This is a genomic window from Roseovarius confluentis, from assembly GCF_002917925.1.
Taxonomy (GTDB): domain Bacteria; phylum Pseudomonadota; class Alphaproteobacteria; order Rhodobacterales; family Rhodobacteraceae; genus Roseovarius; species Roseovarius confluentis.
Genome location: NZ_PPFE01000003.1, coordinates 108,638 through 129,906, shown reverse-complemented (window position 1 = coordinate 129,906; position 21,269 = coordinate 108,638). Strand labels below are relative to the sequence as shown.

The window sequence follows — 21,269 nt, the reverse complement described above, 5'->3', positions numbered from 1 at the left end:
CTGACTGCATGAGATCCCGGATCAGGTCCGGGATGGCGTCACGCCAACGCAAAGCCCCGCCCCGGGCCTGACCCGGGGCCTCTCTTCCGGCATTAACCATTCACTAACCTTCCCGCGTCACCTTCGGGCCATGCCCGACTCGCGCGCCTTCAAGGAAATGTCCCTGCCGCTCTTCGACAGCGACGAGGTTCCCGTTTCCGCGAACGTGCCCGGCAAACAACCTTCCTACATCCGCGACCACCGCAAGCGCCTGCGTGACCGCTTCATGGCCGGCGGCGCCGAAGCGCTGCCGGATTACGAGATGCTCGAACTCGTGCTCTTCCGCGCAATCCCTCGGCGCGATGTCAAACCGCTGGCGCATGCCCTGCTTGAACAGTTCTGCAGCTTCAACGCCGTGATCTCCGCCCCCTTCGATCAGCTTTGCACCGTTCCGGGTGTGGGCGAGGCCGTGATCTGCGAACTCAAGGTGGTCGAGGCCGCCGCCCACCGCCTCGCGCGGTCCCGCGTCGCCCAGCGCCCCATCGTTTCCAGCTGGGATGCCCTGCTGGACTATTGTCACACGGCCATGGCGCACCGGGATATCGAACAGTTCCGCGTCTTCTACCTGGATCGCCGCAACACGCTCATCGCCGACGAGGAACAGGCGCGCGGCACCGTCGATCACGTGCCGGTCTATCCGCGCGAAGTGGTCAAACGTGCCCTGCATCTCAACGCCAGCGCGCTGATCCTCGTGCACAATCACCCATCGGGCGATCCCACGCCCTCCCAGTCCGATATCGACATGACCATACAGATCGAGACGGCGGCAAGCGCGCTTGGCATCACGCTGCACGATCACATCATCATCGGCAAATCCTGCGAAACCAGTTTCCGCAGCAAAGGCCTGATCTAGGGCGCTACCGCACCCAAACCTCGACCCGCCGGTTGATCCGCCGGCCCCAGCCGGTACCGTCACAGGCCATCGGCATCGCCTCGCCAAAGGCTTCCAGCTCTGTCGTGATCCGATCCATGTTCGCCATCTCCGCCGCCGCGACAACAGCACTGCGTACCGCCTCGGCCCGGCGCAGCGCGATCCGCCGATTGTTGTCGGCTGGACCCGCCCCGTCGCTGAACCCCACGAAGACCAGCCGCCGCGCATCGTACTTGCCAACTTCCATCGCCCGCGCAAGCTGTGCCACGTTCGAGCGTGACTGTGCATCCAGCCGCGCCGACCCGGCCTCGAACCGGAACGTGGTTGTCAGCCGCTTGAGCGACGTCAGGGCCGACACCATGCGCTGCAGCTCCTCCAGCCCCAGCTCCTCGCCCGCCTGCGCAATCGCATTGGCAAAGCGGTCGCCCTGTTCGTTGATCCCGATCTCCTCCGGCGCCTGATCCACGAAACCTGCCCTCCGGATCACCAGCTGCGCCGACGGGTCCTTCAGATATGCCAGGAACTCCCGCCCCAGCTTTGGCAGGCGCCGCGCCGGCAGGTACAGGAACATCGGTGCGGTCAAAGGATAATCCTCGGTCTTGACCGCCCGCCGCGTGGCGCGCAACGCGAACCCGCATTCTCCGCTCAGCGCCAGCGTCAGCGTGTTCCCCGTCTCGGCCCGCGCCATCAGGCCCATTGCGAACGGGTCCTCCGCCACCGCCTCGGCCAGCGACACGCCGTCGGCATGGCGGGTGACGGTCTCGGCAAAACTCACGCCCGCCGGGCGCACCACAAGATCCTCGCTGGCCTGTCCCAGCCCGGACCGCGCATCGAAAAGATGTACCGCGATCGGCGCGTCCGGCCCACCCAGCGCGTTCCAATTATCGATCTTGCCCGACAGAACCTCGGCCAATTGCGTCAGCGTCACCTGCTGCACCGGGTTCGACGGCGCCACCACCGGCACCAGCGCCTCCAGCGCCATGACCCGCCCGCGCCCATTGGCCGACATGTCGCCCAGCGCCGCATCCTTGCCCAGCCGCACCTCTCGGGGGCGGATCTCGCGCATCGACATGGCAATGTCCGCCACATCCGCGATCAGGTCGGCAAAACCTTCGTCGGAATTGGTCAACCGGAACTGGAACTCGCCCACGACGCGCGCCTCGGCCGGGTCGTGGATCGACAACAGCAAGCTGCCGTCCTCCAGCGTCTCGCGGCTCATTTCATAACCTTCGCGGATGGCGAAGGCCTCGACCAGCGCCGGCATCAACAGCCGTCCGATCGTCGGCGCCCCGGAAAACACCACCTGCGCCACGTAGGTATCCAGATTGGGGCAGCCCGGCCCTGCGCAATCCACGCCCGAGCCGTCTACCGTCAGCTCGCCATAGACCGTATCGACCCGGTAAAACTCGCCATCAAATCCCAGAAGGTTACCGGTAATCTCGACATTTCCGTCACGCGACGTCAGCGTCACATCCTGCGCGCTGACCGGGAACGCGCCCGCAAAAAGGAAAAGTGCGGCGTAAGCCGCCGCACGTAGCATTTTCATGGATGCCCTCGGATCGCAGCGTCAGTTGCGCGCGATCTTCAAGTCTTCGTACAGGTTTTTCAACACCAGAAAGTCACCCACCGCATCGCAATCCGGGATCGCCATCGTCAGGTCGCGCGCCGAGATTTCCCCAGCCCCGGGCTTGATCAATGCCTGCGCCGCGATATCCCGGCCGCAATTGGCCGCGTTGATCTCGGTTTCGAGGCTCACCTGTATATCGCCCTCGCGCAGCGCGTTCTGCGTCGGGAAGGTGTAAACCTCTGCCATGAGGGTCGTCTCCTCGATCACCCCGTCGCCAAGGCGCAGAAGGAAACCGCCCTCGCCTGTCGCTGCGCTGGATACATCCCGAGCCGCATCGCGCCAGACGTGGCCCTGCTCGCCATAGTTCGCGCCGTATTCCATCGCGTGAATCTGCAGCCCGCTGCGGCCCTGCCATTGCACGACGTAACGGTCGTAATAATCCAGCATATCGACATCGGCCTGCGCCACCGCACCTTCGCCATTGTCGAAGGCCGCGATGAACACCGCGCTCTGCGTCAGGGCTGGCACCTGCATCGACCATGTGCCATCGAGATCGGTGATCGCACTGAACATCATGCCATTGTGGTGCAGAGTGAACTGCGTGTCCGCATGGCAAGGCGCGGTCAGCTCCAGCTGAACCATCGCTGCTGCGTCGGGGCGCGCGACCATCTCGATCTCGCCTTCACACGCCGCCAGAGCCGGGGCCTTTTCTTCCTTCGGGAAGGTCCGGATCGGCGCGTCCTGCAACGCGGCCAATTGCAGCGGCGCATCGGGCAGCGCCTTGGGCTGCGGAGCCGCGGCCGGTGGAACCGGCTCGGCCGACGTCAGCGTGACGCTTTGAACTTCAAGGCCATCCGCCTCAAAGCTCTGCCCGGTCACCATAACAGCCTTTTGCAAAAGCTCATCTTTCCCGGCGTCGGCGGCAAGGACCGGCGCCTCGCGCTCTTCCGCCCGCGCGGTCACTCCAATCTTTTCTTCGACAGGAACCGTGACAGGCGACTGCGCCGTATCTGCCGGTTTGGGTGTCGCTCCCACGAACGCCTGCGCGAACGCATCGGCAGACGCGGGATCAATCGCGGATGCCTGCGCCGAAGGCACGTTGCGATCGCCACTCGACAACTGCATGAAATAGCCAATCCCAAGGGCGCAGCCCAAGGTCACGCCGGCCATGGCGATACGTTTCGAATTCCCCAACTTGATCATAACGATCTCCCACACCTTCATAGGTCAAAAGATCGCTAGTCGATGAACATGGCTGCTTGAAGGCAACCAGTGGGTGTCATTTGGGCCGTGTTGTGGCGTCCGGCGTCAGCCCAGCCGCCCGTGGCAATGCTTGAATTTCTTGCCCGAACCGCAGGGACAGGCCTCGTTCCGCCCCGGGTTGCCCCAGGTAGACCGGTCGTTTTCGTCGAACCCGGGCAGGGCGGCGCCCGTGGGGTCTTCGAGCGTCACCGCACCGGGCTCGCGCTCTTCCGTCTCGGACGGATTCGGTGCCATCGCGGCCTGTTTCGCCTGCAGGTCACGCAACATCTGCTGCTGTTCCGCGTCCGTCATCGGGCGGATCCGGGCCAGCTGCTGGGTCACGTCCTGCCGCAGGCTGTCCAGCATGGTCTCGAACAGCTGGAACGCCTCGTTCTTGTACTCGTTCAGCGGGTCGCGCTGCGCATAGCCACGGAAACCCACGACGCTGCGCAGGTGTTCCAGCGTCAACAGGTGCTCGCGCCATTTGCTGTCGATGGTCTGAAGCAGGACCTGCTTTTCGATCATCCGCATCTGTTCCGGCCCAAACGCCTCGGTCTTTTCGGCCATCATCTCGTCGGCGGCTTCTTCCAGCCGGTCGGCGACCACGTCGTCGTCCACGCCTTCCTCGTCGCCCCAGGCCATCACCGGCACGTCCAGGTTCAGCCGCTCGATCACCGCGGCATAGAGCCCTTCCATGTCCCACTGGTCGGCATAGGTCTTGGGCGGCATGTACTGGTCGATCAGGTCGTCGATCACCTCGCCACGCATGTCCTTGACGGTCTCCGACAGGTCGGTCGCCTCCATGATGTCCAGACGCTGCCGGAAAATCACCTTGCGCTGCTCGTTCATCACGTCGTCGAACTTCAGAAGCTGCTTGCGGATGTCAAAGTTGCGCCCCTCGACCTTCGCCTGCGCGCGTTCCAGGCTCTTGTTCACCCACGGGTGAATGATCGCCTCGCCTTCCTTCATGCCCAGCGTCGACAGGACCTTTTCCAGCCGTTCAGACCCGAAAATGCGCATCAGGTCATCATCCAGGCTCAGGAAGAACGCCGACCGCCCCGGGTCGCCCTGGCGGCCCGACCGGCCGCGCAGCTGGTTGTCGATCCGGCGGCTTTCGTGCCGTTCCGTGGCAAGAACAAACAGACCACCGGCATCGATCACCGCCTGCTCGTCATCCTTGTGCCCGGCTTCCAGCCGCTTGCGCAGCTCCTCGGTGTCGGCTTCAGGATCGGCGGCAATCGCTTCCATGATCTGGAAATCCAGGTTGCCGCCCAACTTGATGTCGGTGCCGCGCCCGGCCATGTTGGTGGCAATCGTCACCGCGCCCAGCTTGCCGGCATCCGCGACGATCTGCGCTTCCTTCTCGTGCTGGCGCGCGTTCAGCACATTGTGCTTCACCCCCGCCTTCTTCAGCAACTCGCTCAGCATCTCCGACTTGTCAATCGACGTCGTGCCCACAAGAATCGGCTGGCCTTTCTCGTGCGCCTCCTTGATCGACGTGACGATGGCGTCGAATTTCTCTTGCGCGGTGCGGTAGACGGCATCGTCCTCGTCCACGCGAGCAATCGGTTTGTTCGTCGGCACCTCGACCACGCCCAACCCGTAGATCTGGCCAAACTCCTCGGCCTCGGTCGTCGCCGTCCCGGTCATGCCCGAAAGCTTGTCATACAGGCGGAAATAGTTCTGGAACGTCACCTGCGCCAGCGTCACGTTCTCGGGCTTGATCTCGCAGCCTTCCTTGGCCTCGATCGCCTGGTGCAGACCATCCGACAGCCGGCGTCCGGCCATCATCCGCCCGGTGAACTCGTCGATCAGCACGACCTCGTTGTCGCGGACGATATAGTCTCTGTCCTTGAGGAAAAGCTTATGCGCCCGCAGGCCCTGGTTCATGTGGTGCACGATGGTCGTGCTTTCGGGATCGTAAAGCGATTGACCCTCTTCCAGCAGACCCTTCTGGTGCAGCAGCTCTTCGATATATTCGTTGCCTTCGTCGGTGAAGGTGACGTTCTTGGTCTTTTCGTCGATCTTGTAGTGGTCTTCTTCCAGGCTCGGGATCAGCCCGTCGATGGTCACGTACAGCTCGCTGCGGTCCTGCGCCGGGCCCGAGATGATCAGCGGCGTCCGGGCCTCGTCGATCAGGATGCTGTCCACCTCGTCGACGATGGCGAAATTATGCCCGCGCTGCGCCATTTCCTCGAGGCTCGATTTCATGTTGTCGCGCAGGTAATCGAAGCCGAGCTCGTTGTTGGTGGCATAGGTGATGTCGGCGGCATACGCGCCTTTCTTCTCGTCATCCGGCTGCTGCGGATAGACGACGCCCGTAGTCATCCCCAGCGCGGAAAAGACATTGCCCATCCACTCGGCATCCCGCTTGGCGAGGTAATCGTTCACCGTGACGATATGCACACCCTTGCCGGTCAGCGCGTTCAGATAGGCCGGAAAGGTCGCCACAAGGGTCTTGCCCTCACCCGTCTTCATCTCCGAGATGTTGCCCTGATGCAGGAAGATCCCGCCCATCAACTGCACATCGAAGGCCCGCAGGCCCAGCGCCCGTCGGGCGGCTTCACGACAGTTGGCGAAGGCTTCGGGCAGGATCGCGTCCAGTTTCTCACCGTCCGCGATACGCGTCTTGAACTCCTGGGTCTTGGCGATCAGCCCGGCGTCGTCAAGAGCCTCGTACTCGGGCTCCAGGGCGTTGATCTTTTCCACCAGCGGGCGGGTCGTCTTGACCTTTCGGTCGTTCGGAGTGCCAAAAACCTTTCTGGCAACCGTTCCAATACCCAGCATATCCTATCCGTTCCGGTCTTTGACTATCTCGTGAAAGGCAATCGCTTGCCCCGTCCGCCGCACCGCCCTAGAACGGGCCCAAGGGGACGGCCCTGCCTTTGATCATAAGGCGATGTAAGGGGCCGCTCATGGACTGTCAACGTCACAACGCGCCACGTCTTGGCGCGAGAAAGCAAAGGGTTTTCCATGTCACATCCGATTAAGTCGCTTCTGACCGCCGCTTGCGCCACCGCCATGCTCGCTCATGGCGCCCTGGCCCAAGATGCAGCCGAGACAGAGACTGACGCGGCACCGGACGCCGATGTCGGCCAGGTCGTCGCCACGGTCAACGGCACCGAGATCACGCTGGCCCACGTCATAGCGCTCCGCGCCACCTTGCCGCAGCAATACAACCAGTTCCCTCCGAACTTGCTGTTGCAGGGCATCGTCGACCAACTGATCCAGCATACCCTGCTGAACCAGTCGCTGGAGGGCGAGCCTTCCCTGCGCAGCCAGGTCTCGATCGAGAACGAGGAACGCGCCATCATCGCCGGCGAGGTCATGGCCGGCGTGATGCAGCAGGCCCCCTCTGACGAGGACCTGCAAGCGGCCTACGAAGAGCAATACCCCGCTGATGTGCAGGAAACCGAATACCGCGCTTCGCACATCCTGGTGGAAACCGAGGAAGAGGCGCAGGAACTGGTGACCGCGCTCGAAGGCGATGCCGATTTCGCCGCTTTGGCCCGCGAAAAATCCACCGGGCCCTCGGGCGCCTCCGGCGGTGATCTCGGCTGGTTCGGCGCCAGCGACATGGTCGCACCGTTCTTCGATGCCGTCGCCGCGCTCGAACCCGGCGAAGTGTCCGACCCGGTCGAAACCCAGTTCGGCTGGCACGTGATCACGCTGGCCGAGACTCGCAACAAGGAACGTCCTGCGCTTGAGACCGTGCGCGAGGAACTGACAGCGCAGCTTCAACAGGGCGCACTCGAAGCCCATATCGAAAGCCTGGAGTCCAACGCCGAGATCGACCGGATCGACCTCGAGGAAATAGACCCCACCGTGATCGACGCGCTCGAACTCCTGGAGAACTGACAATGGCCAAGACCCTCGCCGTGTCGCCACTGGCGCCTGCCACATTTCCCGAGCTTCCCGCCATCGGCGGCGTGGAATTCGCCAGCGTCGAGGCCGGCGTGCGCTATGCCGGTCGCACGGACGTGATGCTGGCGCGGCTGGCGCCGGGCACGGCCATGGCGGGGGTCTTCACCCGGTCCGCGACGCGCTCCGCCGCGGTGCTCGACTGCCAGGAAAAGATCGCCTTCCAGTCCGCGGAGGGCGCGGCGATCATCGTCAATTCCGGCAACTCCAACGCCTTCACCGGGCGCAACGGGGTGGAATCGGTCAAGGCGGTGACGAATGCCGTCGCACAGACCCTATCCCTGCCGGAATCGCGTATTTTCAGTTCTTCTACCGGCGTCATCGGAGAGCCTCTGAAACACGACCGCATCACCGCGAAACTGTCCGAACTTAATGACAAGCTTTCCCCCGACGGCATCGAGGACGCCGCCCGCGCGATCATGACCACCGACACCTTCGCCAAGGGGGCCAGTGCGACCCTCATGTTCGAGGGGCAGGAGGTGCGCATCGCCGGCATCGCAAAGGGCTCCGGCATGATCGCGCCCGACATGGCGACAATGCTGGTCTACATCTTCACGGACGCCGCCATCGACCGCGAGCACCTGCAACAGATGGTCTCGGCGCTGAATGAAAAGACTTTCAATTGCATCACCGTAGATAGCGACACCTCCACCTCCGACACGCTTCTGGTCGCCGCCACCGGCGCCTCGGGCGTGCGCGTCACCGATCACAGCGTCGGCTTCATGGAGGCGCTGCGCGGCGTCATGCTCGACCTCGCCCACCAGGTTGTCCGCGACGGCGAAGGGGCAACCAAGTTCGTCACCATCTCCGTCACCGGCGCCTCCAGTGACAATGACGCCAAGACCCACGGCCTCGCCATCGCGAACTCACCGCTGGTGAAAACCGCCATCGCCGGCGAAGACCCCAACTGGGGCCGGATCGTGATGGCCATCGGCAAATCCGGCGCGCCAGCCGATCGCGACACGCTGTCGATCTGGTTCGGCGACACGCTCGTAGCCGAAAAAGGCTGGGTTAGTCCCTCATACCGCGAAGAAGACGGCGCCGCCCACATGAAGAACCAGGAGATCACGATCCATGTCGATCTCGGTCTGGGCGGCGGCACCGCCCACGTCTGGACCTGCGATCTGACCCACGGCTACATCTCGATCAACGCGGATTATCGGTCTTGAAACCGAAGCAATCACAGGAAAAGTGGGCTCCGGTTTTCCGTCCGGGATTGCGGCAATGAAGACCGTTCTGGTTTCCGCCGTCGCCCTGATCGACGTCGATGGCCGCATCCTTCTGGCGCAACGCCCCGAGGGCAAATCCATGGCCGGCCTCTGGGAATTCCCCGGCGGCAAGGTCGAGCCGGGTGAAACGCCCGAGGTCGCGCTTATCCGCGAACTGGAAGAAGAGCTTGGCATCAACACCTGGGAAAGCTGCCTCGCGCCGCTGACCTTCGCCAGCCACAGCTACGACGATTTTCACCTGCTGATGCCGCTCTTTGCCTGCCGCAAGTGGGAGGGCATGCCCCAATCGCGTGAGGAACAGGCTTTGAAATGGGTCCGTCCCAACGCGTTGCGCGACTACCCAATGCCACCCGCGGACATCCCCCTCATTCCGATCCTCCGCGACTGGCTCTGACGACGGCAAAAGCTTTCACAAAGCTTTTGCCAAATCTTTTCATAAAAGATTTGGCGCGCCGCACGAAAAAGGGCGACCAAACAGGCCGCCCCTTTCCAAAACAGTCTCTGACAAGGCTTAATCGAGTTTGCGCTCGAATTCCTCGCGCTCGAAAATTTCGATTACATCGCCTTCGCGGATGTCCTCGTACTTCTCGAACGCCATGCCGCATTCCTGTCCGGATTGCACCTCGGACACTTCGTCCTTGAAGCGCTTCAGCGTCTTCAGCGTGCCTTCGTGGATCACCACGTCGTCGCGCAGCAGGCGCACACCGGCCGACCGGCGGGCGATGCCTTCGGTCACCAGACAGCCCGCAACCTTGCCGACGCCCGTGACCTTGAAGACCTCCCGGATCTCGGCGTAACCGATGAAGTTCTCGCGAATTTCCGCACCCAGCAGACCGCTCGCGGCCGCCTTCACGTCATCCACGAGGTCATAGATCACGCTGTAATAGCGGATCTCGACGCCCTTCTGGTTCGCTGAATTCCGCGCCGGCGCATTGGCCCGCACGTTGAAGCCGATCACAGGCGCACCCGATGCCTCGGCCAGGCCGATATCGGATTCGGTGATCGCGCCAACGCCCGAGTGCAGCACACGCACCCGCACCTCGTCATTGCCGATCTTGTCCATCGCCTGAACAATCGCCTCGGCAGAGCCTTGCACGTCGGCCTTGACCAGGATCGGAAGTTCCTTGACGTTCTCGTTCTCCTTGGCCTGCGCCAGAAGCTGTTCAAGCGTCGTACCCGCACCGGCAGCCGCGCGTTTTTCCTTCGCGGCCTTCTCGCGGTACTCGGCAATCTCACGCGCCTGGCCTTCGGATTTCACCACGTTCAGAACGTCACCCGCCTCCGGCGTGCCGTTGAGGCCAAGAACCTCGACAGGCACCGACGGCCCGGCTTCCTTCACGCGCTCGCCGCGGTCGTTGATCAGCGCACGGACCTTGCCGTACTGCTCGCCCACGACGAAGATATCGCCCTGTTTCAGCGTCCCGCGCTGCACCAGAACCGTCGCCACGGGGCCACGGCCCACGTCCAGCTGCGCCTCGATCACCGCACCTTCGGCGGCGCGGTCCGGGTTCGCTTTCAGCTCCAGGATCTCGGATTGCAGCGCGATGGCTTCCAGTAGCTCGTCCAGGCCCTGACCCGTCTGGGCAGACACTTCGACATCCTGCACGTCGCCCGACATCGCCTCGACGATCACCTCGTGCTGCAGCAGTTCGGTGCGCACCTTGTCGGGGTTCGCCTCGGGTTTGTCGCACTTGTTGATCGCCACGATCATCGGCACTTCGGCGGCCTTGGCGTGGTTGATGGCCTCGATCGTCTGCGGCATCACCGAATCGTCGGCAGCCACCACCAGAACCACGATGTCCGTCACGTGCGCACCGCGGGCGCGCATGCTGGTGAACGCGGCGTGACCCGGTGTGTCGAGGAAGCTCAGAACAGCCCCGCCATCGGTCGTCACCTGGTAGGCGCCGATATGCTGGGTGATGCCACCGGCCTCGCCTGCCACGACCTTGGCGTCGCGAATCGCGTCAAGAAGCGATGTCTTGCCGTGGTCCACGTGACCCATGATCGTGATCACCGGCGGACGCGGCTGAAGATCAGATTCCTTGTCATCGACCGAATCGATCACGTCTTCCACGTCCGAATCGCTGACCCGGACGATACGGTGACCGAATTCCTCGACGATCAGCTCGGCGGTATCGGCGTCGATCGACTGGTTCTGCGTGACCATCATGCCGTTGTTCATCAGCGCCTTGACCACATCGCCCACGCGTTCGGCCATCCGGTTGGCCAACTCGCTGACCACGATCGCCTCGGGCACCTGCACATCGCGCACGACCTTTTCACGATCCTGCGTGCCGCCCATGGCCTTTTGCCGGGCGCGTTCCTGCTTGCGCTTCATGGCGGCCATGGATTTCTGCCGGCCGCCTTCGCCACCCGACAGCGCCTGGTTCAGCGTCAGCTTGCCGGACCGGCGGCCACCATCGTCGCCACCACGGCCCTTGCCCTTGCCACGGCCATCGTCACCGCGCTGGTCGCGCTCGGGCGGTTTGCTGCGTGGCGCCTGCTTGGAGGCACGCGCCTGCGTCTCTTCTGCCGGCGGTGCCGCGGCAGCGGCAGCAGCCTGCTTGGCAGCGTCCGCTTCCTCGCGCTTCTTGCGCTCTTCCTCGTCGGCTTTCGCCTTGGCGCGTTCCTCGGCCTCGCGCTGTTCGCGCTCCTTGGCCTCGGCTTCCTCGCGGCGGCGCTGTTTCTCTTCCTCGCGGTCTTTCGCCTCGGCCTCGCGTTGGGCGGCCTCTTCCGCCTCGCGTTCCTTGGCGGCGGCAAGCGCCTTCATCCGGCGTTCCATCTCCTCGTCAGAGATCCCCGCCGGCCGTTTCGATGCAGATCCGGGCGCACCCGCCTTGGCGCCACCCGGCGCAGGCGCCGCAGCACCCGGTTTGGGCTTCACGACGCGCTTGCGCTTGGTTTCCACCACGACGTTCTTGGTGCGGCCATGGCTAAAGCTCTGCTTGACGTTCCCCGACCGAGGACCGCCACCACCACGCACACCCAGAGTTTTCTTTCCGTCGTTGTCGCTCATCTATCTCAACTTCCTTTCCGGCGGGGTCGGTCCCCGTCCGTGACGCGCAAGCCCTTGAGTCTTGCCGCCTCCTCTACAACACGCTCGCACAAACCGCCAGCAGCGAGTGCTGCGTGGATGCTTGTTTCACGCCCAAAGGCCTGGCCCAGCTCATCGGCAGTGATCCAGCCGATCCAGCTACCGCCATAGGGCGTGCTCAGTTTCGTCTTCCCGCGCGCGGACCCGTCGCTGGCCTGGATCAGAACCTCGGCCTCTTCCTTGGCCAGCCAGTCCTTGACCTTCTCGTATCCGGCCACCGCCTGGCCACCTTTCCGCGCCAGGCTCAGCAACTCCACGACCCGCCGCGCCAGCATCGCCTCGACCTGCTCGACCAGCCCGTCGGGCACCGTGACGCTCTGCTTCGCACTGCGCGAGAACAGGCCTTTCTTCACCGCCGTTTCCAGCGCCTGCCGCGAGGCGCTCACCCAGATGCCCCGCCCCGGCAGTTTCTCCAGGATATCCGGCACCACCTGACCCTCGGAACCGATGGCGAACCGGATCAACCCGTGCTTCGGACGCACCTCACCCGTGGCAATACACTTGCGCTCGGGACCATTCGTCCGGTCCTTGGGCTGTCCACCGCGCCCCATATCAACGCCTACGAGACCTGACGCATCAGGCCTCGGCCTCCTCTGCGGTGTCGCCTTCAGCGCCGTCTTCGTCCTCGGCTTCCTCGTCAGCCTGCAAATCATCCGGGTCGACCCAGCCCAGCATGACCCGCGCGGTCATCACAAGGTCCTGCGCCTCGTCCAGCGATACTTCGAAGGGTTCAAGCACACCGTCGTCCTTGACGCGCTCGCCATCCACGGTGGTCCAGCCGCCTGCCAATTCCCAGTCGGCGCAGGTGGCGAAATCTTCCAGCGTTTTCACGTCATCTTCGGCCAGCGCCAGTACCATCTGGGGTGTCAGGCCTTCGAATTCAATAAGGCTGTCCTCGGCTCCCAACGCGCGGGCTTTTTCCAGCGCTTCCTTCGCCTGTGCCTCCAGTACGTCACGCGCACGCGCCTGCAGTTCGTTGGCCGTGTCCTCGTCGACGCCGTCGATCACCAACAGTTCGTCGATCTCGACATAGGCAACCTCGTCGAGGTTGGTAAAGCCTTCCGACACCAGAAGCTGGGCAAAGAATTCGTCCAGGTCCAGCGTGTCCATGAACAGCTTCGTGCGCACTTCGAATTCCTTCTGACGGCGCTCGCTGTCCTCGGCCTCGGTCATGATGTCGATGTCGAGGTTGGTCAGCTGGCTCGCCAGCCGCACGTTCTGACCCCGGCGACCGATGGCCAGGCTCAACTGGTCCTCGGGCACCACGACCTCGATCCGCTCGGCTTCCTCGTCCAGAACCACCTTGCTCACCTCGGCGGGCTGCAGCGCGTTCACCAGGAAGGTCGGCTGGTCCTCGTTCCACGGAATGATGTCGATCTTCTCGCCCTGAAGCTCGTTCACCACGGCCTGCACGCGGCTGCCGCGCATACCGACGCAGGCGCCGACAGGGTCGATCGAGTTGTCATAGGAAATCACCGCGATCTTGGCGCGGCTACCCGGGTCGCGCGCCACGGCCTTGATGTCGATGATGCCGTCATAGATTTCCGGCACTTCCATCTTGAACAGTTCCGCCATGAATTCCGGCGCGGTACGGCTCAGGAAGATCTGCGGCCCCCGGGCCTCGCGGCGCACATCCTTGATGTAACAGCGGATCCGGTCATTCGGGCGATAGCTTTCACGGCCGATCTTCTCGTTCCGGCGCAGGATCGCTTCGCCCGCACCCACGTCGACGATGACATTGCCGTATTCCTCGCGCTTGACCACACCGTTGATGATCGTGCCGGCACGATCCTTGAATTCCTCGTATTGGCGATCACGCTCGGCTTCGCGCACCTTCTGCAGGATCACCTGCTTAGCGCTCTGCGCGGCGATCCGGCCCATGTCCACGGGGGGCACTTCCTCGACGAAGGTGTCACCGACCTTGGGATCGTCCAGGTATTGCTTGGCCTGCTCGACGGTGAACTCCGCCTGGTAATTCTCCAGCTCCTCGTCCTCGACCACGGTGCGCACGCGGGTGAACGTCGCCTTGCCGGTCTTGCGGTCGATGCTGACGCGGATGTCCATCTCGGCGCCGTACCGGCTCTTGGCCGCGCGCGAGAGGCTTTCTTCCATCGCCTCGATCACGAGGCTCGGGTCGATCATCTTCTCCCGCGCCACCGCCTCGGCGGTCTGCAAAAGCTCAAGCTGGTTGGCAGAGGTAATAGCCATTGTCTCAGGTCTCCTCGGACGAGTCAGTCTCTATGTCGTCAAAATTGTCTTCGTTCAGAACGCCCGCTTCCTTGCGCGCCTTCAGCATGTCCTTGATCAGCTCATCGGTCAGAACCAGCTTGGCATCCGCCAGCCAGTCGAAATGCAGCCCGATGGTGCCTTCCTCGACGTTGATCAGCACTTCGCCGCCCTCGGTCCCGGCCAGAACGCCCTTGAACCGCTTGCGCCCGTCGATCAGCTCGTGGGTCTCCAGCTTCGCCTCGTAGCCCTCGAACTCGTCGAAATCCTTCAGCCGTGTCAGGGGCCGGTCGATGCCGGGGCTGGACACTTCCAGCGTGTACTCATCGACGATCGGGTCTTCCACATCCAGCACGGCACTGATGGCGGTGGAAATCTCGGCACACTCGTCCACCTCGATGCCGCCTTCGGGCCGCTCGGCCATGATCTGAAGCGTGGCGGTCTTGCCGCCCATCAGACGCACGCGCACCAGCTCGAACCCCATGTCCTCTATGACAGGGGTGACGATCTCGGCCAGCCGCCGATCCATCGAGGATTTTGCAATCAGGTCGTTGCTCATGGGTCTTTCAAACACAAAAAAACGGGCGCGCGGCCCGTCGGTCTTTCCCGGTGGAGCGTCGGGTGTGGACCCCAGCGCGCCGCTGTTGAAAGGGGATATACGACTCGATGGCTGAGTCTGCAAGGGGGAAAGCAGGTTGCGCACATGTCAGCCCTTCCCGCGCACGTCATCACCAACTTGATCGGTGATCTCGCGCGGTCAGAGATCCTCTGGTCAAGCCAGAGGGTAACGGCACTCCAAGACCCCGCCTATTACCGCCCGGTTACCATCCGGTCCATGATCTTCACCAGCTCGGCACTGATCCCCGGCTCCGACAAGGCGTGCCCCGCCACCGGAATAACTCGCAGATCACCCTTGGGCCACAGCCCCGCCAGCCGGTGCGCCGCCTCCGGCGGGCAGATCATGTCGTACCGCCCCTGCACGATCACGCCGGGCGTATCCGCCAGCTTGTCCATGTTGTCATAGATATAGCCGTCCTGCCCCAGGAACCCGCCATGCCGGAAATAATGGTTCTCCAGCCGGGCGAAAGCGCGCGCGTAATCCGCCGGGCTGTCACCACTCTGGCCGTTGGAATTGACCGTCGCCAGCGCGTTTTCCCACGCGCTCCACGCCTTGGCGAACCGGACCTCCTCGGCCCGGTCACCGGAAAACAGGCGCTTGTTATAGGCCCCGATCATGTCGCCCTGTTCATCCTCGGGGATCAGCGACCGGAATTTCGCCCATGTCTCGGGCCAGAACCGCCCGGCGCCGCCGCCATAGAACCAGTCCAGCTCCCGCTGGGTCATGGTAAAGACGCCGCGCAACACAAGATGCGCCACCGCCTCGGGATGGCTCTGACCGTAAATCAGCGCCAGCGTCGCGCCCCAGCTTCCGCCAAAGACGATCCACGTCTCGATGCCCAGCGCGTCGCGGATCCGCTCGATGTCCGCCACAAGGTGCCAGGTCGTGTTGTCCTCGACACTCGCATGCGGCTTCGACCGGCCACAGCCGCGCTGGTCGAACAGCACGATCCGGTAATGGTTCGGGTCGAAATACCGCCGCATCGCCGGGCTGCACCCGCCGCCGGGTCCGCCATGCAGCACCACGACGGGCGTGCCGTCGGGATTGCCCGACTGCTCGACATAGATCGTGTGCCCGTCGCCCACGTCCATCATTCGCCGGTCGAACGGCTCGATCGACGGATACAGGAATTGCGCTGCGCTCTTTTGGCTCGAAAACTTGTCCATGAATGTCCTATATAGACCGTCTGAGACATTGAGCACATGGAACGCGGAATGCAACCCAACTCGACCACGATTGACACCGAAGAAGTCGCCAAGTTCGAGGCGATGGCCGCCGAATGGTGGGACCCGAACGGCAAGTTCAAGCCGCTGCACATGCTCAATCCATGCCGGCTGGATTACATTACCTCCCAGATCGCGGCGGAATTCGATCGCGACCTGAAAACGTCGAAACCGTTCACCGGCCTGCGCCTTCTGGATATCGGCTGCGGCGGCGGCTTGCTGGCCGAACCAATGGCCCGCCTTGGCGCGACGGTCGTCGGCGCCGACGCCGCGGCAGGCAATATTCCCGTGGCACAGGTCCACGCCGCGCAATCCGGCCTCGACATCGACTACCGCAACACCACCGCCGAGGACCTGGCAGCGGCGGGCGAGCAGTTCGACGTCGTTCTGAACATGGAAGTGGTCGAGCATGTGGCCGACCCCGCCACCTACCTCACTGCCTGCCAGCGCCTGCTGAAAGCGGGCGGCCTGCACATCTGCTCTACCCTCAACCGCACCGCCAAAAGCTTTGCCGCCGCCATCGTCGGCGCGGAGTTCATCATGCGTTGGCTGCCGAAAGGCACTCACGACTGGAACAAGTTCATCACCCCGGAAGAGCTTTATGACCTTCTGCGCGACGCAGGCCTCGACCCGGTCGACCGCAAGGGCTTCGTCTTCAGTCCCATCAGCTGGTCCTGGTCCCTGTCGGATCGCGACCTTGCCGTGAATTACGTCACGACCAGCATAAAACCCTGAATTAGGGTCTAGCTTTCGTCCGACAGCTTGGCCCGCATCTCGCGCAGAACGGGCAGGGTGGCGCGCACATTGGTCTCGCCCAACTCTGCGACCACCTCGGTGATCAGCGGCATGATCGCGGAAATCGCGGCATCCCGGGCGCGTGTACCGGCCGGGCTGATCGACACCATCTTGCGCCGCGCATCGTCCCAGTCGGGCCGGATATGCACATAACCCGCCCATTCCAGCTTGCTCAGCGTGTTGGTCATCGCCCCGCGCGTGACGTGAAAACTCTTGGCCAGCTGCGCCGGGCTCCGCTCGCCATTGGCCCGCGCCAGGTGGTTCAGCACCGAGAAATGCGAGATCTCCATGCCTTTCGGCAGAACCCGGCTCAACCGGCTCCGGATCAACTGCTCGTTCGCCAGAACCTCGCTGAACAGCGAAACGGCAATCGAATGCAGCGTGTTATCCGTGGTTACGACCAAGTGATATCAACCTCACTGTTTACTGCCGGTATCCGTGCCCTCGCTTGGGCCACCTCGTCCCGGTTCACGTCCACGAATACCACACCCGGCTCGGTTCCGGCATCTGCCAATACGTCACCCCACGGCCCCACGGCCAGCGAATGCCCATAAGTCCGGCGTTCCTTGCCCCGCGTGGCCGAATGTTGCCCGGTTTGCGCCGGGGCAAGCACATAACATCCCGTTTCGATTGCGCGTGCTCTTAGCAACGTCTCCCAGTGCGCCTCGCCCGTGGGCACCGCAAAGGCCGACGGAACGGTCAAAATCTCCGCCCCAGCCTGCGCCAACCGCCGGTAAAGCTTGGGAAACCGCAGGTCATAGCATACGGTCAGGCCGACAGTGCCAAACGGCGTCTCCGCCGTCACACCCCGGTCGCCCGGGCGATAGCCGGCCGATTCCCGGTACTGTTCGGTCTCGGACACTTTCACGTCGAACATGTGAATCTTGTCATACCACGCCGCGATCCCTCCCTTGGGATCGATCAGGAAAGACCGGTTGGCGAACCGCCCATCCGCGTCATGCGTCTTGACCGCGATCGAACCGATCAAAACCCAGATCCCCAACCGCTCGGCCTGCTGTCGCAGTCCGGCCAGCGTCGGATCGTCCTCCTGGTGGCGTAGAACTTCGTTCTGCCGCGTGCGGCTGGCCGACAGGCAATTCGTCACTTCCGGTGTCAGCACGAACCCCGCGCCACCCGCCGCCGCCTCGTCGATAAAACCCTGCGTGACCGGCAGGTTGTCGTCGGGGCTATCGGACGTATTAAGCTGTATCAGAGCCGTTTTCATGCCTTCAGCAACGCATCCAGCTTGCCCGCCCGGTCCATCGCATAAAGCTCGTCACAGCCACCGACATGCACATCGCCGACGAAGATCTGCGGCACCGTCCGCCCGCCCTTCGCACGCTGCGTCATCTCCGCCCGCTTCTCGGGCTCCCGGCCCACATCGATCTCGGTGTAGTCCACACCCTTCTGCGACAACAACCGCTTGGCCGCGTGACAAAATCCGCAAAGCTGCGAGGTGTAGATTTCAACGGGTCTCATGACAGGGTCCAATCCTTTCCGTGGTTGGACCCTACTTAAGCATACTTGACCACACGCGCCAGTGTCAGTGTCCTGACCTCCGCCGCGCCCCCCGCCAACAAGGCGCTTGCGCAAGCCGCCAGCGTCGCGCCCGAGGTCATCACGTCATCCACCAATATCACCACACGCCCCTGGATCCTCACGCGACGCCCCTGCCGCACACCTATGGCCGCGTCCAGCGTGGCGAACCGCGCCTCCATGCCCATCCCGTCCAGCGATGGCGTGCGCCGCACCCGCTCCATCACATCGGGGCACCACGCCGCGTTCACCTCCTTCGCCACCGCCTGCGCCAGCAGCGCCGACTGGTTGAACCGCCGTTTCAACAGCCGTGTCCAGTGCAACGGCACCGGCACGAAAAGGCAATTCGGCACCATCAGCGGTCCCGCCGCCTGCTTCATCCACGTCGCCGCCAGCGGCACCACGTCATGCCGGTCACCGTGTTTCAAAGCCAGCACCAGCTTGCGCGCGTTGTCCTTGTAGATAAGCGCCGCCCGCCCTTTCTGCCAGGGCCGCGCCACGCGCAGGCAATCGTCGCACCGCGCGTCCCCGCTCGACTCCTCGCCGGGCAGGGGACAGCCGCACAGGTCACAGACCAGCCCGGCCAGCACCGGCGTATCGCGCCAGCACGGCCCGCACAGGCCGAATTCGCTGTCCACCAACCCGCCGCATAGCGTGCAGCGCGGGGGATAGACCACGCGAAGCGCCGTTTGAATTGCCTCGAAAGCCACTCTATTTAGCCACCATGACCAGAACCCTCACCGATCGCCGCGCGCTTCAGCGCAACCGCCAACGAGCCAGCCGCGACCCCGCGCTGTTCTTGCACGAGACCGCGATCGACGAGGTACAGGATCGGCTGAGTTTCGTTAACAAATCCTTTACGGATGCGAGCATCGTCACAGGCCTGCCCGACCCATGGAAGGCCGCGTTCCCCGACGCGCAGATCGTAGAGGATACCGAAACCCTCGCGTTAGAGACTGAATCACGCGACTTGATCCTGCACGCCATGTCCCTGCACTGGGCCGACGACCCGGTGGGCCAGCTGATCCAGTCCCGCCGCGCCCTGCGCCCCGATGGCCTCTTCATCGCGGTGTTCTTCGGCGGCCAGACCTTGCACCAGCTGCGTGCCGTACTGGCCCAGGCCGAATCCGACCTGCGCGGCGGTCTCTCACCCCGGGTCGTGCCCATGGGCGACATCCGCGACCTTGGCGCGCTTCTGCAGCGCGCCGGTTTCGCCCTTCCGGTCGCCGACACCCTGCCGCTCGATGTCAGCTACGAAAGCCTCATCGCCCTGATGCACGACCTGCGCGCCATGGGCGAGGCCAACGCGCTCGACGCCCGGCCCCGCAATTTCACCCGCCGCGACGTGCTCCTGCGCGCCGCCGACCTCTACGCCAGCTCTTTCAGCACGCCCGACGGCCGCATCCCCGCCACGTTCGAGCTTATCACCCTCACCGGCTGGGCCCCGTCCGAAGACCAACCCCAGCCCCTCCGCCCCGGAAGCGCGACAACACGTCTCGCCGATGCGCTCGGCACGTCCGAGACCAAGCTCAAAGATTGACGACCGACTGCAATCCTTTATGTGTCCGTGATCCAATCCGACAAGAAAAGACGCCCGCCCATGTTTGACGCCGCCAAGAACAAGACCTGTCCTGTCCATGCTCCGTCCGACCATCCGGCCATTCCGGAACCGAAAACGGGGGTTCTGATCGCCAATCTCGGCACGCCCGACGATTATGGCTACTGGTCGATGCGGCGCTACCTGAACGAGTTTCTGTCGGACCGCCGCGTCATCGACTATTCGCCCTGGCTCTGGCAGCCGCTGCTGCAACTGGTGATCCTGTCGAAACGACCCTTTACCAGCGGCGAGGCCTACAAATCCATCTGGAACGAGGACAAGGGCGAAAGCCCCCTGATGACCATCACCCGGGACCAGACGACAAAACTGTCCGAGGCGCTGCAGGCCCGCTACGGCGACAACGTCATGGTCGATTTCTGCATGCGCTACGGAAACCCATCGACCAAGTCCAAGGTCCGCGCACTGGTCGAGGCCGGCTGCACCCGGATCCTCTTTTTCCCGCTCTACCCGCATTATGCCGGCGCCACATCCGCCACCGCGAACGACCAGTTCTTCCGCGCCCTGATGGACGAAACCTGGCAGCCCATCGCCCGCGTGGTCGAACCCTATTTCGAGCATCCGCTTTATATCGAGGCTTTGGCCCAATCGGTCGAAAAGGCCTATGCAGAGACTGAAACGAAGCCTGAGATCCTCGTCGTCTCCTATCACGGGATGCCACAGCGTTATCTCAAACAGGGCGACCCCTACCACTGCCAGTGCCAGAAAACGACGCGCCTGCTGAAAGAACGGCTTGGCTGGGACGACACCCAGATCACAACCACCTTCCAGTCGGTCTTCGGCCCCGAGGAATGGCTGCGCCCCTACACGGTCGAACATGTCGCCAAGCTGGCCGAGGACGGCAAAAAGAACATCGCCGTCATCGCCCCCGCATTTTCCGCCGACTGCATCGAGACGCTGGAAGAGATCAACGAAGAGATCAAGGAAAGCTTCGAGGAAGCCGGCGGCGAGGAGTTCCTCTATATCCCCTGCCTCAACGACAGCGACGCCCACATCAAGGCGCTGAGCACGGTGATCGAGGACAACCTGAAGGGCTGGCTGGACTAGAGCCGCGCGATTGCCAGACCGCGGGATGGCGACCCAACATTGGTTTGACGCAGTTTATTTCGGCCACTTCCGCAGAACTTTTGATCGACGCGCCTGTGTCAGCCAATCGCCAGCCCGGGGGGCGGTCTGGCGATCGCGCGGCGGCCTTCGGCCTTGTCTCCGCGCGAAGTAGCTTGACCCTCCAAACAAAAGAAAAGGCAGCGCCGAAACGCTGCCTATATTCGTCTCTAATCCAGTGGAATCCG

The 21,269-nt window shown here is 63.4% G+C and carries 19 protein-coding genes; 7 read left to right on the top strand and 12 right to left on the bottom strand.

What is annotated here, in order from left to right; all coding sequences use genetic code 11:
• Window positions 1-130 precede the first annotated feature (130 nt).
• Complete coding sequence (gene radC / locus C2I35_RS08630) at window positions 131-892, top strand: RadC family protein (protein ID WP_103762636.1); 762 nt, start codon at window positions 131-133, stop codon at window positions 890-892.
• A 4-nt stretch (window positions 893-896) separates the two neighbouring features.
• Here radC and C2I35_RS08625 read toward each other — a convergent pair whose 3' ends face one another.
• From C2I35_RS08625 to secA, 3 genes are all read right to left on the bottom strand, one after another.
• Window positions 897-2,456: a phosphate ABC transporter substrate-binding/OmpA family protein gene (locus tag C2I35_RS08625; protein WP_103762635.1), complete on the bottom strand. Its 1,560-nt coding sequence runs from the start codon at window positions 2,454-2,456 to the stop codon at window positions 897-899.
• 21 nt (window positions 2,457-2,477) lie between these two features.
• The gene (locus C2I35_RS08620; RefSeq protein ID WP_146049990.1) at window positions 2,478-3,680 is read right to left on the bottom strand and encodes a hypothetical protein; all 1,203 of its coding nucleotides are present in this window, start codon (window positions 3,678-3,680) and stop codon (window positions 2,478-2,480) included.
• A gap of 105 nt (window positions 3,681-3,785) precedes the next feature.
• Window positions 3,786-6,506: a preprotein translocase subunit SecA gene (gene secA, locus C2I35_RS08615; protein ID WP_103762633.1), complete on the bottom strand. Its 2,721-nt coding sequence runs from the start codon at window positions 6,504-6,506 to the stop codon at window positions 3,786-3,788.
• A gap of 186 nt (window positions 6,507-6,692) precedes the next feature.
• Between secA and C2I35_RS08610 the strand changes: the two genes are divergently transcribed.
• Genes C2I35_RS08610 through C2I35_RS08600 form a run of 3 tightly spaced genes read left to right on the top strand, consistent with a single transcriptional unit; the run spans window position 6,693 to window position 9,263 of the window.
• Window positions 6,693-7,577 carry a peptidylprolyl isomerase gene (locus C2I35_RS08610; protein ID WP_103762632.1) on the top strand — a complete coding sequence of 295 codons (885 nt, stop codon included), beginning with the start codon at window positions 6,693-6,695 and terminating at the stop codon, window positions 7,575-7,577.
• Window positions 7,578-7,579: 2 nt separating this feature from the next.
• Window positions 7,580-8,809 (top strand): bifunctional glutamate N-acetyltransferase/amino-acid acetyltransferase ArgJ, encoded by a 1,230-nt coding sequence (gene argJ / locus C2I35_RS08605; protein ID WP_103762631.1) that lies wholly within the window; start codon window positions 7,580-7,582, stop codon window positions 8,807-8,809.
• 55 nt (window positions 8,810-8,864) lie between these two features.
• Window positions 8,865-9,263 carry a (deoxy)nucleoside triphosphate pyrophosphohydrolase gene (locus C2I35_RS08600; protein WP_103762630.1) on the top strand — a complete coding sequence of 133 codons (399 nt, stop codon included), beginning with the start codon at window positions 8,865-8,867 and terminating at the stop codon, window positions 9,261-9,263.
• 117 nt (window positions 9,264-9,380) lie between these two features.
• Here C2I35_RS08600 and infB read toward each other — a convergent pair whose 3' ends face one another.
• The 5 genes from infB to pip all read right to left on the bottom strand — a co-directional run bounded on the left by infB (window position 9,381) and on the right by pip (window position 15,974).
• Window positions 9,381-11,885: a translation initiation factor IF-2 gene (gene infB, locus C2I35_RS08595; RefSeq protein ID WP_103762629.1), complete on the bottom strand. Its 2,505-nt coding sequence runs from the start codon at window positions 11,883-11,885 to the stop codon at window positions 9,381-9,383.
• 5 nt (window positions 11,886-11,890) lie between these two features.
• Window positions 11,891-12,514: an RNA-binding protein gene (locus tag C2I35_RS08590; protein ID WP_103762628.1), complete on the bottom strand. Its 624-nt coding sequence runs from the start codon at window positions 12,512-12,514 to the stop codon at window positions 11,891-11,893.
• Between the two features lie 25 nt (window positions 12,515-12,539).
• Window positions 12,540-14,171, bottom strand: coding sequence for a transcription termination factor NusA (gene nusA, locus C2I35_RS08585; protein ID WP_103762627.1), 1,632 nt, complete (start codon window positions 14,169-14,171; stop codon window positions 12,540-12,542).
• Window positions 14,172-14,175: 4 nt separating this feature from the next.
• A complete protein-coding gene (gene rimP, locus C2I35_RS08580) occupies window positions 14,176-14,748 on the bottom strand; it encodes a ribosome maturation factor RimP (RefSeq protein WP_057795417.1) in 573 nt (190 codons plus the stop codon).
• A 251-nt stretch (window positions 14,749-14,999) separates the two neighbouring features.
• Window positions 15,000-15,974: a prolyl aminopeptidase gene (pip, locus tag C2I35_RS08575; protein ID WP_103762626.1), complete on the bottom strand. Its 975-nt coding sequence runs from the start codon at window positions 15,972-15,974 to the stop codon at window positions 15,000-15,002.
• Between the two features lie 48 nt (window positions 15,975-16,022).
• On the opposite strand from pip, the gene ubiG reads away from it, so the two are divergent.
• A complete protein-coding gene (gene ubiG / locus C2I35_RS08570; protein WP_103762991.1) occupies window positions 16,023-16,766 on the top strand; it encodes a bifunctional 2-polyprenyl-6-hydroxyphenol methylase/3-demethylubiquinol 3-O-methyltransferase UbiG in 744 nt (247 codons plus the stop codon).
• Window positions 16,767-16,774: 8 nt separating this feature from the next.
• Here ubiG and C2I35_RS08565 read toward each other — a convergent pair whose 3' ends face one another.
• The 4 genes from C2I35_RS08565 to C2I35_RS08550 are packed head-to-tail and all read right to left on the bottom strand — an operon-like array spanning window position 16,775 to window position 19,039.
• Complete coding sequence (locus C2I35_RS08565) at window positions 16,775-17,230, bottom strand: MarR family winged helix-turn-helix transcriptional regulator (protein ID WP_245890454.1); 456 nt, start codon at window positions 17,228-17,230, stop codon at window positions 16,775-16,777.
• Entirely contained in the window at window positions 17,221-18,051 is an 831-nt protein-coding gene (locus tag C2I35_RS08560) for a carbon-nitrogen hydrolase family protein (RefSeq protein WP_103762625.1), read from the bottom strand. Before C2I35_RS08560 ends, C2I35_RS08565 begins: the two co-directional genes overlap by 10 nt.
• Window positions 18,048-18,305 carry a glutaredoxin 3 gene (gene grxC, locus C2I35_RS08555; protein WP_103762624.1) on the bottom strand — a complete coding sequence of 86 codons (258 nt, stop codon included), beginning with the start codon at window positions 18,303-18,305 and terminating at the stop codon, window positions 18,048-18,050. The genes C2I35_RS08560 and grxC overlap by 4 nt, the downstream gene beginning before the upstream one ends.
• Window positions 18,306-18,340: 35 nt before the next feature.
• Complete coding sequence (locus C2I35_RS08550; RefSeq protein ID WP_103762989.1) at window positions 18,341-19,039, bottom strand: double zinc ribbon domain-containing protein; 699 nt, start codon at window positions 19,037-19,039, stop codon at window positions 18,341-18,343.
• A gap of 47 nt (window positions 19,040-19,086) precedes the next feature.
• On the opposite strand from C2I35_RS08550, the gene C2I35_RS08545 reads away from it, so the two are divergent.
• Window positions 19,087-19,902, top strand: a complete 816-nt coding sequence (locus C2I35_RS08545) for a methyltransferase domain-containing protein (protein ID WP_103762623.1) — start codon at window positions 19,087-19,089, stop codon at window positions 19,900-19,902.
• A gap of 60 nt (window positions 19,903-19,962) precedes the next feature.
• Window positions 19,963-21,024 (top strand): ferrochelatase, encoded by a 1,062-nt coding sequence (gene hemH, locus C2I35_RS08540; protein WP_103762622.1) that lies wholly within the window; start codon window positions 19,963-19,965, stop codon window positions 21,022-21,024.
• The last annotated feature ends 245 nt before the right edge of the window (window positions 21,025-21,269 follow it).

Coding starts and splice junctions, on each gene's coding strand:
- C2I35_RS08600 (WP_103762630.1), top strand. CDS start 8,865: ATGAAGACCGTTCTGGTTTCCGCCGTCGCCCTGATCGACGTCGATGGC.
- nusA (WP_103762627.1), bottom strand. CDS start 14,171: ATGGCTATTACCTCTGCCAACCAGCTTGAGCTTTTGCAGACCGCCGAG.
- secA (WP_103762633.1), bottom strand. CDS start 6,506: ATGCTGGGTATTGGAACGGTTGCCAGAAAGGTTTTTGGCACTCCGAAC.
- C2I35_RS08625 (WP_103762635.1), bottom strand. CDS start 2,456: ATGAAAATGCTACGTGCGGCGGCTTACGCCGCACTTTTCCTTTTTGCG.
- rimP (WP_057795417.1), bottom strand. CDS start 14,748: ATGAGCAACGACCTGATTGCAAAATCCTCGATGGATCGGCGGCTGGCC.
- pip (WP_103762626.1), bottom strand. CDS start 15,974: ATGGACAAGTTTTCGAGCCAAAAGAGCGCAGCGCAATTCCTGTATCCG.
- hemH (WP_103762622.1), top strand. CDS start 19,963: ATGTTTGACGCCGCCAAGAACAAGACCTGTCCTGTCCATGCTCCGTCC.
- grxC (WP_103762624.1), bottom strand. CDS start 18,305: ATGAGACCCGTTGAAATCTACACCTCGCAGCTTTGCGGATTTTGTCAC.
- C2I35_RS08610 (WP_103762632.1), top strand. CDS start 6,693: ATGTCACATCCGATTAAGTCGCTTCTGACCGCCGCTTGCGCCACCGCC.
- infB (WP_103762629.1), bottom strand. CDS start 11,885: ATGAGCGACAACGACGGAAAGAAAACTCTGGGTGTGCGTGGTGGTGGC.
- ubiG (WP_103762991.1), top strand. CDS start 16,023: ATGCAACCCAACTCGACCACGATTGACACCGAAGAAGTCGCCAAGTTC.
- radC (WP_103762636.1), top strand. CDS start 131: ATGCCCGACTCGCGCGCCTTCAAGGAAATGTCCCTGCCGCTCTTCGAC.
- C2I35_RS08545 (WP_103762623.1), top strand. CDS start 19,087: ATGACCAGAACCCTCACCGATCGCCGCGCGCTTCAGCGCAACCGCCAA.
- C2I35_RS08590 (WP_103762628.1), bottom strand. CDS start 12,514: ATGGGGCGCGGTGGACAGCCCAAGGACCGGACGAATGGTCCCGAGCGC.
- C2I35_RS08620 (WP_146049990.1), bottom strand. CDS start 3,680: ATGATCAAGTTGGGGAATTCGAAACGTATCGCCATGGCCGGCGTGACC.
- C2I35_RS08560 (WP_103762625.1), bottom strand. CDS start 18,051: ATGAAAACGGCTCTGATACAGCTTAATACGTCCGATAGCCCCGACGAC.
- argJ (WP_103762631.1), top strand. CDS start 7,580: ATGGCCAAGACCCTCGCCGTGTCGCCACTGGCGCCTGCCACATTTCCC.